The sequence below is a fragment of the Bacillus sp. FSL M7-1020 genome (genome assembly GCF_038050415.1).
Taxonomy (GTDB): domain Bacteria; phylum Bacillota; class Bacilli; order Bacillales; family Bacillaceae_G; genus Bacillus_A; species Bacillus_A toyonensis.
In genome coordinates this window covers 4,368,390-4,381,097 of sequence record NZ_JBBOTW010000001.1, presented here as the reverse complement: position 1 = coordinate 4,381,097, position 12,708 = coordinate 4,368,390, and the positions used below count along the sequence as shown (strand labels likewise).

18 protein-coding genes are annotated in these 12,708 nt (G+C 34.1%); 10 read left to right on the top strand and 8 right to left on the bottom strand.

Going from position 1 to position 12,708, the window contains the following annotated elements:
• The first annotated feature begins 145 nt into the window (after positions 1–145).
• Complete coding sequence (locus MHB70_RS22520; RefSeq protein ID WP_000838170.1) at positions 146–709, top strand: beta-class carbonic anhydrase; 564 nt, start codon at positions 146–148, stop codon at positions 707–709.
• Here MHB70_RS22520 and yidD read toward each other — a convergent pair.
• Positions 706–942 (bottom strand): membrane protein insertion efficiency factor YidD, encoded by a 237-nt coding sequence (gene yidD, locus MHB70_RS22515; protein ID WP_000809334.1) that lies wholly within the window; start codon positions 940–942, stop codon positions 706–708. The two genes, MHB70_RS22520 and yidD, sit on opposite strands and share 4 nt — an antisense overlap.
• A 128-nt stretch (positions 943–1,070) precedes the next feature.
• Between yidD and luxS the strand changes: the two genes are divergently transcribed.
• The gene (gene luxS, locus MHB70_RS22510) at positions 1,071–1,544 is read left to right on the top strand and encodes an S-ribosylhomocysteine lyase LuxS (protein ID WP_001141371.1); all 474 of its coding nucleotides are present in this window, start codon (positions 1,071–1,073) and stop codon (positions 1,542–1,544) included.
• A gap of 395 nt (positions 1,545–1,939) precedes the next feature.
• On the opposite strand, the gene MHB70_RS22505 is transcribed toward luxS, so the two are convergent.
• Genes MHB70_RS22505 through ytzI form a run of 3 tightly spaced genes read right to left on the bottom strand, consistent with a single transcriptional unit; the run spans position 1,940 to position 2,565 of the window.
• Positions 1,940–2,170, bottom strand: a complete 231-nt coding sequence (locus MHB70_RS22505; RefSeq protein ID WP_000911975.1) for a DUF3953 domain-containing protein — start codon at positions 2,168–2,170, stop codon at positions 1,940–1,942.
• A 13-nt stretch (positions 2,171–2,183) separates the two neighbouring features.
• Positions 2,184–2,414 carry a DUF3953 domain-containing protein gene (locus MHB70_RS22500; RefSeq protein ID WP_000946673.1) on the bottom strand — a complete coding sequence of 77 codons (231 nt, stop codon included), beginning with the start codon at positions 2,412–2,414 and terminating at the stop codon, positions 2,184–2,186.
• Between the two features lies 1 nt (position 2,415).
• Complete coding sequence (gene ytzI, locus MHB70_RS22495; protein ID WP_000472801.1) at positions 2,416–2,565, bottom strand: YtzI protein; 150 nt, start codon at positions 2,563–2,565, stop codon at positions 2,416–2,418.
• 83 nt (positions 2,566–2,648) lie between these two features.
• On the opposite strand from ytzI, the gene MHB70_RS22490 reads away from it, so the two are divergent.
• From MHB70_RS22490 to MHB70_RS22480, 3 genes are all read left to right on the top strand, one after another.
• On the top strand, positions 2,649–2,966 hold the full coding sequence (locus MHB70_RS22490) for a hypothetical protein (protein ID WP_000412304.1): 318 nt from the start codon (positions 2,649–2,651) through the stop codon (positions 2,964–2,966).
• 84 nt (positions 2,967–3,050) lie between these two features.
• Complete coding sequence (gene mutTA / locus MHB70_RS22485; RefSeq protein WP_000276384.1) at positions 3,051–3,530, top strand: antimutator 8-oxo-(dGTP/GTP)ase; 480 nt, start codon at positions 3,051–3,053, stop codon at positions 3,528–3,530.
• 104 nt (positions 3,531–3,634) lie between these two features.
• Positions 3,635–4,174 carry a DUF3267 domain-containing protein gene (locus MHB70_RS22480; RefSeq protein ID WP_000361300.1) on the top strand — a complete coding sequence of 180 codons (540 nt, stop codon included), beginning with the start codon at positions 3,635–3,637 and terminating at the stop codon, positions 4,172–4,174.
• 72 nt (positions 4,175–4,246) lie between these two features.
• Here MHB70_RS22480 and MHB70_RS22475 read toward each other — a convergent pair whose 3' ends face one another.
• The gene (locus MHB70_RS22475; protein WP_000617321.1) at positions 4,247–4,918 is read right to left on the bottom strand and encodes an HAD family hydrolase; all 672 of its coding nucleotides are present in this window, start codon (positions 4,916–4,918) and stop codon (positions 4,247–4,249) included.
• A gap of 93 nt (positions 4,919–5,011) precedes the next feature.
• Here MHB70_RS22475 and MHB70_RS22470 point away from each other — a divergent pair, with 93 nt between their 5' ends.
• Both MHB70_RS22470 and MHB70_RS22465 read left to right on the top strand, forming a co-directional pair.
• A complete protein-coding gene (locus MHB70_RS22470; RefSeq protein ID WP_061529460.1) occupies positions 5,012–6,115 on the top strand; it encodes a hypothetical protein in 1,104 nt (367 codons plus the stop codon).
• 239 nt (positions 6,116–6,354) lie between these two features.
• Positions 6,355–6,582, top strand: coding sequence for a hypothetical protein (locus tag MHB70_RS22465; protein ID WP_000849116.1), 228 nt, complete (start codon positions 6,355–6,357; stop codon positions 6,580–6,582).
• A gap of 34 nt (positions 6,583–6,616) precedes the next feature.
• Here the strand turns inward: MHB70_RS22465 and MHB70_RS22460 are convergent, their stop codons facing one another.
• Genes MHB70_RS22460 through MHB70_RS22450 form a run of 3 tightly spaced genes read right to left on the bottom strand, consistent with a single transcriptional unit; the run spans position 6,617 to position 9,199 of the window.
• Positions 6,617–7,423, bottom strand: coding sequence for an ABC transporter permease (locus MHB70_RS22460; RefSeq protein WP_000368773.1), 807 nt, complete (start codon positions 7,421–7,423; stop codon positions 6,617–6,619).
• Positions 7,416–8,180 (bottom strand): ABC transporter ATP-binding protein, encoded by a 765-nt coding sequence (locus MHB70_RS22455; RefSeq protein WP_000009038.1) that lies wholly within the window; start codon positions 8,178–8,180, stop codon positions 7,416–7,418. The genes MHB70_RS22460 and MHB70_RS22455 overlap by 8 nt, the downstream gene beginning before the upstream one ends.
• A gap of 11 nt (positions 8,181–8,191) precedes the next feature.
• A complete protein-coding gene (locus MHB70_RS22450) occupies positions 8,192–9,199 on the bottom strand; it encodes an ABC transporter substrate-binding protein (RefSeq protein WP_000733219.1) in 1,008 nt (335 codons plus the stop codon).
• 120 nt (positions 9,200–9,319) lie between these two features.
• Here MHB70_RS22450 and MHB70_RS22445 point away from each other — a divergent pair, with 120 nt between their 5' ends.
• From MHB70_RS22445 to MHB70_RS22435, 3 genes are all read left to right on the top strand, one after another.
• On the top strand, positions 9,320–9,616 hold the full coding sequence (locus tag MHB70_RS22445) for a DUF3986 family protein (protein WP_000873109.1): 297 nt from the start codon (positions 9,320–9,322) through the stop codon (positions 9,614–9,616).
• Between the two features lie 11 nt (positions 9,617–9,627).
• Complete coding sequence (locus MHB70_RS22440) at positions 9,628–9,858, top strand: hypothetical protein (RefSeq protein ID WP_000227439.1); 231 nt, start codon at positions 9,628–9,630, stop codon at positions 9,856–9,858.
• Positions 9,859–10,261: 403 nt separating this feature from the next.
• Positions 10,262–12,370 carry an LTA synthase family protein gene (locus MHB70_RS22435; RefSeq protein ID WP_000050732.1) on the top strand — a complete coding sequence of 703 codons (2,109 nt, stop codon included), beginning with the start codon at positions 10,262–10,264 and terminating at the stop codon, positions 12,368–12,370.
• Positions 12,371–12,708: the final 338 nt, after the last annotated feature.

Here is a 12,708-nt window from a genome sequence, read left to right as displayed (position 1 = left end):
CAAAGGTGTGTGTATATTTTGAAAGAATTATGTCGGTTATCTGAAAATATCTCATTTTTACTATAAAGCAATATCCTTTTTGAGTTTTTCAAATTTTGGTACACTACATATGTAATGTAAATGAGAGAAAAGAGGGTTCTGTACTATGAAGTCATTAGAAGAGATTTTACAATACAATGAAAAATTCGTTGAAGAGAAAAAATACGAAGAGTATGAAACAGGAAAATTTCCAAATAAAAAAATGGTAATTATCTCTTGTATGGATACTCGTCTTGTTGAATTATTACCGAAAGCGATGAATATGCGTAACGGTGATGTGAAAATTATTAAAGTAGCAGGCGCTGTTATTTCCCATCCATTCGGAAGTATTATGCGTAGTATTTTAGTTGCTGTATACGAACTTGGTGCCGATGAAGTTTGTGTAGTTGGTCATCATGATTGTGGTATGGCAAAAATTCAAGCAAGCAGTACAATTGAGAAGATGAAAGAGCGCGGTGTAACAGATGAGAAATTAGATACACTTCGTTATTCTGGAATCGATTTAGAAAGATTCCTACAAGGGTTCTCTAGTGTTGAAGAAAGTGTAGAACATAGTGTATCAATACTTCGCAATCATCCGTTACTTCCGGAAGAAGTACCTGTTCACGGTCTTGTTATAGATCCTGATACAGGAAAATTAGATTTAGTTGTGAATGGTTACGACAATTAAGAATTTACTTTGTCATCCTTTTTATCTGGGACAGGATCAAATCCTCCCGGGTGGAAAGGGTGACATTTTAATATACGCTTACAAGTAAGCCAAAAACCTTTCAATGCACCATGCTTTTGAAACGCCTCTAATCCGTAATGAGAACAAGTCGGATAAAAGCGGCACGTTGGCGGTGTCATCGGCGAAATAAATTTTTGATAAAAGCGTATAATTCCAATGAAAATCTGTTTCATAATGGTCTCCTTTTCAGCATATTCTTAAAGTATTATAGCACGACTGTACATAATACTTTACTAATGTGTATTTCCGTTATATCATATTGGATATAACGGAATTAAATTAAAAGCGGGAGAGATGTTGTATGCCATCAGTAGAAAGCTTTGAATTAGATCATACGATTGTAAAGGCACCTTATGTAAGACATTGCGGAGTTCATAACGTAGGTAGTGACGGTATTGTAAATAAATTCGATATTCGTTTTTGCCAACCGAATAAACAAGCAATGAAACCAGATGTTATTCATACGTTAGAGCATTTATTAGCATTTAATTTACGTAAATATATTGATCGTTATCCGCATTTTGATATTATCGATATTTCACCAATGGGCTGCCAAACAGGATATTATCTTGTTGTAAGCGGAACACCAACAGTTCGTGAAATCATTGATTTATTAGAACTAACATTAAAAGATGCGGTTCAAATTACAGAAATTCCAGCTGCAAACGAAACACAATGTGGCCAAGCGAAGCTTCACGATTTAGAAGGAGCACAACGCTTAATGAACTTCTGGTTAAGCCAAGATAAAGACGAACTTGAAAAAGTATTTGGATAAAGAAAAACTGCCTGTGAAAAGGCAGTTTTTTTATTTGTAAAAGAGAAAAGTACAGGTTTTATAGAAAAACAATGAGTTTCACTTATGAGCATTTTTAAGAAATGAAAGGCAGTAGGTGATTGGAAATTACATGTTATCTTTAGTGAAAGTAATTCGATATTACAATGAAGAGCATAAGACTAGAAACGAAAAAATGCGAGATGCCCATTGATTTTCTTCCGGATTTCAGTTCATTAATTCCTAGAAGAATAAAGAAACAACTGAGAGCAAATTGCATGTATGGGAGAAGTGTGAAGTTGTCGGTAGCAAGAGAATAAGTGCAAAGAGAGAATGTGAGAAGCATGAAAAAATAGCGTAATCCAGTTAGCATTGTATACCTCCTTTAAAGAGACTATTTATCGAAATATTTCTGAGAAGCCAAGAAATAAAGCACCAGCTCCTGCTAACAGAGCAAGTATACTACCACCTTTTTGCTGTTTTAAGATTTCCTCTATACTAATAACGAAAGCCATCATCCCTAAAAAGATGAACATATAAGGCATAATTTCTCTATTACTAGTAAAGAAACTATAGATTGCTATACATAAAGCAATAAGTGAAAAAGTAATTCGCAATCCTTTTAGCATACATGTATCCCCTTTATTTTATATAGCTAATGATAAGAACAATCCAAATGAAAGCACCGGCAACAATACAAATGAATCCTGTTCCTGAATCCTTCTTTTTTATTTGTTCCATTGCAATGAGGAACATGAGAGCTCCTAATAAAAATTGTGAAAGTGGTAGAAAGTTATTTTGACCTGTATAGAGCCCGATTATCGACATTATGATCACAGTGAGTGCGATTGCAATGCGAAGTACACGAAGCATATTATGAATCCTCCTTATTATTTTTTGTATAAGGATTATCTTCTGGTTTATCAACGGAATGTTTGTATGCATAGCCTTTATTAATCGTCATGACGGAGAGTACTAGTATGACTAGGACGATTATAATACCGATAATTAATATTTTGAACATGAAATCCCTCCTTTTCTTTATTTTACATAATTTTGTAATTGATGAAAACAATAGAAACTAAAAGGATGAAAGAAGGGTGTTACATGGAGAAGAAAAAAACATATTATATATCAATAGGTAATGGTCAAATTTCACAAGTGAAGACGGCAGATACGTACAATTTTGAAGTTTACGCAAATGATGAGGAAATTACGGAGTTAAGAGCGTACTTTGATCAAGCATATGTAGAGGATTTAGGTTCATTTGTACGGTCTCACGTTCCATTTGTTGAATATCATCACGATTCAAATAATGATCGATATGATGAACAACTACAAAAAGCATATAAAATGATTTACGAATTAGGAAATCATGAGACGAAAGAATTAGTCGCACAAATGGGAATAATCAATGGATTGTAATTGGATAATATTATGCAGAAAAGCGAGAATATGCTACAATTTGTGGTAGGAAAAACTTGTAACCATCAATAGGGGAGTAATGGCATGTACAAATTTAAAGATTATTACCACAACACTGTACAATTATCGTTTGAACGTTATCCATTTTCTCCTGAGCCAAAGCATGTTTGGGTTGTATGCCGGTACGGGGATCAATGGTTATTAACGCATCATTTACGTCGCGGTCTTGAATTTCCAGGTGGTAAAGTAGAACTAGGGGAAACACCGGAAGAAGCGGCGGTTCGAGAAGTTCATGAAGAAACCGGCGGCATAGTTTCGGATTTAACTTACTTAGGACAATATAAAGTATCTGGAAAAGACAAAATAATCATTAAAAACATTTATTTTGCAACAATTAGTGCGGTAGAAGAACATACGCATTACGAAGAAACGAAAGGGTCTGTTTTATTAAAAGACATTCCTGATAACATTAAAACTGATAGAAAATTTAGCTTTATTATGCGCGACGATGTATTAGCGCGTACGATGAAACATATAGAAGAAATCGGCTGTTTTACGAAGTAAAATGGCCGGTTTCTTTTTTTGTTCGAGAATGTAAATATATCTTTACATAATTTGGGTATATTATACAATTTTGTAAAGATGTATTTACATTTTAGGAGGAGAAGATGGATAAAAGAAAAGAAACGACTGTTACTGTTTCGATGGTTAAATTAAATATCTATTCATTTTTTATAATATTAGCTCTAGCGATTGGAATTAGTTTTTTACATGCGCTTTTTTCAGGCGGGTTTCAAGTTGAAATTACATTGCCCGTTATGTTTCTTTTAATTATTGGAATGATTGTTCTCGTTTGTATACATGAAGCGATACATTTAATAGGATTTCGCTATATCGGAGGTGTTCCGTGGAGTGAACTAACATGGGGTGTCAATTGGAAATTAGGTGTAGCATACGCTCATTCTAAAAAAGAAATTACAGTAAAGCAAATGAAGAAAGTTTTAATGTTGCCATTTTTGCCTACTGGAATTTTACCAATTGCAATTGGATTAGCGATGAATGTTCAAGCGATCTCATTTTTAGGGGTTCTACTAACAGCAGGTTGTATTGGCGACATTTCTCTGTATCAAAAAGTTTCAAAGTTTCCAGATGATGCACTAGTAAAAGATCATCCGAGTAAACCGCAGTTTACAGTTTATGAACAATAAAGGAAGAGGAGGCGTTTTTAAATAACGGCCTCCTCTTTTTGGCGGTAAATCGCTTATATAATTTATTTACTATTACCTTGTTTTTATCTCTACCTCTAAAAATGAAAGAACATCTAATAAATCATCTATCACACGTGAATGCTCGAAGTCACCCCAAAATAAATCTCTCTTCCAAACGCCAAGAATTCCTACTTGTTCAGAACCGAGCGCGTCGTTTTCTGGATGATCTCCAACGTAAAGACATTCTTCGGCTTTTACATTCAGCTTTTGTAAAGCACGTTCGAAAATTTCAGGATGAGGTTTTTTGATTCCTTCCGCTTCTGAAACGAGAATTGTATTTGTATACGTATGTATGTTTAATGCTCGAAGGTTGCTCATTTGAAATTCAGTAAAGCCGTTTGTAATTATACCAATTTTAATGTTTCGCTGTTTTAATTGTTGAAGTAGTTCATGCATGTCTGGGAAAGGAATACAATGATGTCGGAAGTTTGTAATGTAGTCGTGCAACAGTTGCTCTGGCGTTAAAGTGGTAATGTTGTATTCGCAAAGGAGAGTGGAATATACCTTATCTTTCCACGTGTAACCATTATTATCGAGCTCGAGAAAACGAGAGCAATACTCGAATTTTTCTATGTTTATCAAATGAAAGGCGAAACGATTATATTGATCACGAATAAATTGCTCTAGAGATTGGCGGCGATCTAATAGTGTTCCATCTAAGTCAAATAAGACTGCTCGAATCATGGGAAACCTCCATACAGTTTTTATAATTAATTATCGCATATTCGTTAAAAAATGATTATGATATTTTTGTAGAATGGAATAATGGAGGGGCGTATGAAAAAACTGTATGGCAAGTTAGTGTGTTTTATGATTTCAACGGGCTTAGTAGCTGGATGTGATATGTCGGAGCAAACTTCAAAAAGAGAGAAAAAAGATGCGTGCGAAACGACAGAAGAATGTGCACAAATAGGTGATAAGACGCTTCAAAAAGTATATAAAAAAATAGATGGACTTTCAGAACTTGAAGTACTAGAGGATTATGTTTTAGAAGGAAATTCAAGTAATGATATGAAAGAAGCGGAAATGAAAAAAGAGGATGATGAAAATTATTTCTTTTTAGCTTCTTATTATATTGATGGTGATGAAATTGTAGATCCGTATTTCGATAAACTAGATCAGAAACGATTGAATAAGGCGTTCGCAGAAGATAAAGAAGCGAAAGAAGAGATACTAAAACAACGTCAAGATAAAGCGTATCATCAATCATTATGGGAGATGTATAGCACTCTTATTCCAGCTAAGTATCGCACTGACATAAAAGAGTTTGACATGGTAACAGATGGTTACGATGGAATTGTCGCCCACGTTATGCCGAATGTAGAGTATCCGAAAGAGTGGACCCTTAGTTTAGATACGCTTGATTCTGCAGTAAATATTGATCAAGTGATGAAAACATTAATACATGAGACAGCCCACGTATTAACACTCGGGCATAAACAAATATCAGTAAATGAAAAATACTTAAAGGCTTTTGAAGAAGAAAAAGATATTTCATCATACCAAAATAAATGTAAATCTCTTTTCTTGCAAGAAGGATGTGCGAAGGAGAGCTCTTATATAAATCAATTCCACAATTTGTTCTGGAAACCAATTGAGCAGGAGTGGACAGAAAAGAAAGTGGAAGAAAGCGAAGAAGTTCAAATTGAATTTTTTAAAGAGAAACAAAATGAGTTTGTTTCTCTTTACGGGACGACAAATGTAGCAGAAGACATTGCAGATACATTTACAGCGTTTATTTTACAAGATTCAAAAAAGGTGGAAGAAGGAACTGAGTTAAAATATAAAAAAATTGCGTTTTTCTATCAGTTCCCTGAGCTTGTAAAAATGAGAGCGGAAGTGTTAGCTGGATTATATGATGTTTCGAAAACGATAGAGTAACCAATTGGACAAGAATGTGAGCTATGTATCCGATATATTTTAGCCAAGAGAAAACGTGAAGAATTTTAGTTCTTTACGTTTTTTATGTTGAGAAAGTTGAAAATTCTGTCTTTTTTAAAAAAGAAGAAGGAACTAGTGCTATAAAAGAGAATTAGTATAAAAATGTCACAATTTAGACACAATTATAATGCGCGTGTTGTAGGGACTATAAGTTTACTCTCGAGGAGGTAATGAAACGTATGAAAACGATTCTTGCTGTTGCTGGTCTCATCTGGGTAATGTCTCACGGTTTTCCGATTTTTGAAGGGGAGCAAATTCGTAGTGCACTAAATAAAAAGTTCAACGATTATCATGTAATAGATCGAAAAGATAATGTCGTTACAGTACGTGTGAAAGACTGTTTCCATACAGTTACGGTTGCCGATGGAAATGTTACAAATGAAACAAAAATGTGTGATAAAAGGTAAAAGAAAGAAGCTGACTCTAGCATATCGTTTTGAGTCAGCTTCTTTTTCGTTTTCCGATTAGAAGTTTTTCAAATGCTTCTACAAACACATACATCAGTGTTGCGAGAACACATGTGAGTAGCACACTCAGTAAGACGAGTGTGAAGTTAAAGACTTGGAATCCATAGCTAATTAAGTAGCCAAGTCCTTGTTTAGAAACGAGAAGCTCACCGAAAATAACACCGACCCATGATAATCCAACGTTCACTTTTAGCGTTGAAATAATTGCAGGGAACGATGAGGGGAGTATAACTTGCTTATAGCATTGCCATTTATTTGCGCCAAATGTGTCCATTACTTTTATATAGTTAGAATCGACTTCTTGAAATGCGCTGTAAATAACGAGAATGGTAATGATGATGGAAATGATTACGCCCATTGCAATAGACGATGAAATATTAGGACCGAAGATTACAATGATAATAGGGCCGAGTGCGACTTTTGGCATTGCATTTAGGACGACGAGATATGGATCAAGAACGCGAGCTAAAAGTGGTATCCACCAAAGGAACGTGGCAATAATAGCCCCGAGTACTGTTCCAAGAATGAAGCCTACTCCTGTTTCAAGTAGCGTCGTCCATATGTGAATCCAAAGCGAACCATCAATCCACTTGCTAAGAAAGAGATCCCAAATACTCGACGGAGAGCTAAAGAGTAAAGGATCAATCCATTCGTTTTTGCTAGCTATTTCCCATAATGCAAAGAAAAGAATGAGCAGTAAAAGTTGTAGCGAACGAGCAATCCATGCACGCCTGCGTTCTTTCTTTCGAAATTGTTCATGTAGCTGTTTTATATTATCCAAGGCGCTCCAGCTCCTTCCATATGTCTTGGAAAAGGGCTGGAAAGTCGTAGTGATGGCGCGATTCTAACGGTGATAAGGAGCGAATACTTTCTGGGACGACGAACGTTTTTGCAATTTTCCCAGGATTCGCTTGTAGTAAATAAATACGATCACTCATCGCAATTGCTTCTTCAATATCATGTGTCACGAGTAAAGATGTTTTTTTAAAGTTACGTAATAATGTGAAGACGAGATCCTCTAGTTTTAACTTTGTTTGATAATCGAGAGCGGAAAATGGTTCATCTAACAATAAAATTTTTGGATCAGTCGCTAATGTTCGAACGAGTGCAGCGCGTTGACGCATACCACCGGACAATTCACGAGGATATTGCTGTTCTACATCATGCAAACCGACTTGTTTTAAAAGCTTTAAAGTATGTTCTTTCGTTCGTTCATCATAAATCTTTCGAATATGAAGTCCAAGCATAATATTTTCTTCAATTGTTTTCCACGGAAACAAGTAATCTTGCTGGAGCATATAACCCATAGATGGACTTTTTGTTGTAATTGGTTCACCATCTAAAAATACGATACCTTCAATTGGATCAAGTAGCCCAGCGATAATCGAGAGAAGCGTCGTTTTGCCGCAACCACTTGGACCGAGTATAGAAATAAATTCTCCTTCTTCCACTTGTAAACTCATATCTTCGAGAATTAGTTTGGCGTTCTCTTTTGCGAAAAAGCAGTGAGAAACGTTACGTATTTGTAAAAAACTCATACACTTCGCCTCTATTTCTTAATAACGCTTTCGGCAATTTTCGTATTGACGAGCGCTTCATGTGGGACTTCTTTTTGTAATTCACCAGCGTCTTTCATAATAGTTTGGAGCTGTTTCCATTCTTCCGCATCTAATAGCGGATTTGTCGCATAAGAATGTTGCTTTTTATACCGTTCAATTACTTTTACTGTAATGTCTTTTGAAGTGTCTTTAAATAACGGAGAAACGGCATTAGCGATCTCTTCGGGACTATGTGTATCAACCCATTGCTGCGCTTTATAGAGCGCACGTGTGAACTTTTCAGCAGCAGTTTTATCTTTCTTTAAGAAACTTTCTCTTGCCATGAACGATGTATAAGGAACAGTACCAGATTCATTTCCGAACGAAGCGACGATATAACCTTTACCTTCTTTTTCGAATATACTTGCAGTCGGTTCAAAGAGCTGTACAAATTCTCCAGTACCAGATGCGTAGGCATTTGCAATATTAGCAAACTCGATGTTTTGAATTAAGTTCGTATCTTTGTGAGGATCAATGCCATTTTTCTTTAAAACGTATTCTCCAACCATTTGCGGCATGCCGCCTTTGCGCTGACCTAAAAACGTAACACCTTTTACGTCATTCCAATTAAAAGAATCTAGCTTTTTACGTGAAACTAAAAATGTCCCATCTGTTTGTGTAAGCTGTGCGAAGTTAATAACAGGGTCTTTTGCTCCTTGTTGATGAACGTAAATAGACGTTTCAGAACCGACAAGAGCAATATCAATTCCACCAGATAATAGGGCGGTCATCGTCTTATCTCCGCCAGCTGTTGTTTGTAGGTCAATATTTAGTCCTTCATCTTTAAAAAAACCTTTTTCAATCCCAACATATAACGGTGCATAGAAAAGAGAATGGGTAACTTCGCCGACGCGAATGTTTTGAGTTTGATCTTTTGGCCCTTCTTTTTTACTACTACAAGCAGCAAAAGTGAAAACAGTTAGTAACATGATGCAAAAAACAGCTATTAATTTTTTCACTATATAACACCTCCTAGAAGTCACTCTACAAGCATGATATGTAGGTAAGTGCCCATATGTGAGTATAGATAGCAGGAATTTTTTGAGTGATAAAGAAGTACAAATATAAGGGGTGATAAAATGAAGTACGAATATGATGATAGCGTACATTTACATCTTGATTATTTCGGAACAGAATGTGATATGGAATCGATTGCTTATAAGAGGAAGAATGAAGACGTATGGGATGTGTATTTTAATTTTGGAGTATACGGTATTCAGAAAGAGGATGTAGAGTTAGGAAGGTTTATGGACGAATATGCTGGTCATTACGTTTTTTCTGTACATGCTCGTGATTTAAGCTGGGAATTTGGAAGTGCTCAGTTTGAGGAGTGGGTTTTGAGAAATCAGATAGTAGAAAAATCACTGCAAAAATAGGTAGGGATTTTGTGGTCGATTTTCTCATTTTATTGTTCATTTTCGTAGTTGGATTTTTTATTATACAATTGCTCATTTACCGATTTGCAAAGAAAAGCATTCAAAAATATACAAAAATGAAATGGATGCATATGTGGCTACATATGCATATGGAAAAAGGTCCGAGATTAGATTTTTTTGATTTTGTATTTATAGTAATCGTATGTATTATATGGAGAATGTGGATAGTTTCTCTTTTATAGTAGATGTTTCAACACGTTCTTAAAGGCATCATGATTTGTCCTCTTAGTTTGTAAGGAATAAAAAATAGAAATCAAAATACGAAGCAAAACCTGCAAGTTTGATCAGGTTTTGCTTCGTATTTTAATTTGCATAATAAATAGATTATATCTCCTAAAATAACGGTGAATTTTAACTTTTTTTGAAGGTAGAATCCTTTTGTAATATAGTTTGTATATGCAGTATTTTTGTACTTTTTAGAATCTGTTTTGTTGTAAAAAGTACGAAAAAATGTTATTTTTTAAGGGGTATTTAAGGTTATATATATATAATAAAAATAGATATAAAGATCATAAGTATAATGTTTTTTACTGATGCGGGGTGAAATAGAGAGAAGAAAACAAGAAGAGAAAAGAGGGAAATAAGTTGAGTTTGGATTTTGTAGTTCAGCAACAAAGAAGAAATGAATTTCGTTATAATTTTTCTGTTCAGCAAGAAAGAAAGAGCCCATTACTTTCTTTCATTATTAGCGGAATATGGACTGTTTTTTTAGAAACGTTGTTTGTTATTACATTAGGCTATTTCGAATTAGAGAAGACGAAGTTATTTTTTAATGAAGGAATCACGTTAAGTATAATTACTATAATTTTATGGAGCATACTATTTTTTATTGATTATTTGAATAAAGGGATAATCAATAAACTTAGACCAGCTATAAGAGTTCATATTTTATTGCTGCCAATAGCTCATTTAATAGTTTTTATTTATATATTCATACAAGAATATATGAATTTTTTGCTTGTGAATAACTGGATTTATTTGCAGTATACACAGTACCTATTCAGCGTTTTACTCATTTATATGGTGTATATTTTAGTTTACAATTCAATTGGAAAAATTTTACTAAGTGTAATGTTAACTAGTTGTTCTTTTATTATTTTAGGGATTGTTAATTACTTCAAGAGTATGTTCAGAGGAGAGCCGCTATATCCATCTGACTTTACACAAATAGGGCATATGCAGTCAGTTATACCAATGGTTATGGATTATTTTAGTTTGAAAAATATATTAATAGGAATCATTAGTATAGTTGTATTTGCATTTGTTGTTTTTACTATTCGAAAGCATATTAAATCTATAAAAATCCATATCGGTATGCGAATTGTTTTAATATGTACATCTCTGTTTATGGTGTATGCGTTTAGTAATTACCCTAATACATTTGTGAATAAGTTATTTGTAAAGGGTGGGGTATACTTCCCTTTATGGAATCAAAATATGAACTATGGTCAAAATGGCTTGGTTTTAGGATTTTTAAGTAACTTAGATACGACAGTTATTCAGGAACCAGAAAAATATTCAAAGGAAAATATGCTTCAAATTGCGAATGACATAAAGAAACAATATGGTGTTAATGTGAGTGAACAAAAAAAAGCTGAGAAACCGAATATTATATTTCTGATGAGCGAGGCTTTTTGGGACCCTACAAAACTAACGAATCTTTCATTTAGCGAAGATCCAGTCCCGAATCTACATCATTATATTGAGAATTTTCCAGGTGGACAAACAATAGCTCCTACATTTGGGGGGAATACAGCGAATACCGAATTTGAAGCGCTAACGAGTTATTCAATGAGTTTGTTAATGCCCGGTTCTATACCGTATCAACAAGCTGTTACAGGTCAGAAAGAAATCCCATCTATTGCAAGTGAATTGAAAAAACAAGGATACTATGCAAGTGCAATTCATGCTTTTGATCGCTCATTTTACAAACGAGATACTGTATATAATGTATTTGGATTTGATAACTTTAATGCAGAAGATACGATGAAGCATAAAGAATTAGCTGGGGACAATGTTAGTGATTTGTCTATGAGTAAAGAAATAATAGATGAATTGAATAAGAGAAAACAGCCTACATTTATTCATGCGGTAACGATGCAAAATCATTTTCCATATAATCCGGGACGATTTGAAGAAAATCAAATAGAAGTTAATGGATTAACAGAAGATGCATCGAAGGCAGAATTAGAAATATATACGGAAGGTGTAAGGCGCTCCGATGAAGCTTTAAAATATTTAATAGACCAGCTTGATGAATTAGAAAGACCTACTTTATTAGTCTTTTTTGGAGATCATTTACCAGTACTAGGGACAAATAAGGCTATTTATAAAGAGGCTGGATATATAGAGAATGAAGAAACTGTAAGTGAAAGATTATCAATGGCAGAAACACCATTGTTAATGTATGCAAATTTTGATATACCAAATGACAACTTAGGTTTAGTAAGTCCAATGTATTTCTCAAATCTTGTTTTTGATTACGCAGGATTAAATAAATCACCATTTTATCAATTTTTATCGGGATTATATAAAGAAATCCCAGTGCTTAGAGATGAATTAAAAGTTGATAAAAATGGCGAAGAGATTAAAGACTTAACAAAGAAACAAAAAGAAATGTTAGAGCAATATAAAATGATTCAATATGATTTACTCGTTGGAAAGCAGTATAGTAAAGATATACTCTTTAAATAGGGGAAACAAAAAAGGACTTGTATAGGATACAAGTCCTTTTTTCATAGTATTTAACGGGGTAACCAGACAAGCTGGGTTTAGGGAGTATTACTTGTACATTTAGTATAAACAAAAATGTAATCGTTTTATTAATTGATTTGTGAGAAATGTGTGAATTTTATTTTGTGAAAACTTCATTCACTTCAACAAATAACCTATAGGGCATATACTTTCACTTTCTTTGAAAAATAAGTTGTAATGATATTCGATGGGATATATTTAAACAGGAGATGAGAAGATAACAGAATGTATCATTCGTATCGTAGTTATTCTTACTTACGAATGGGCCGGTTTAATTG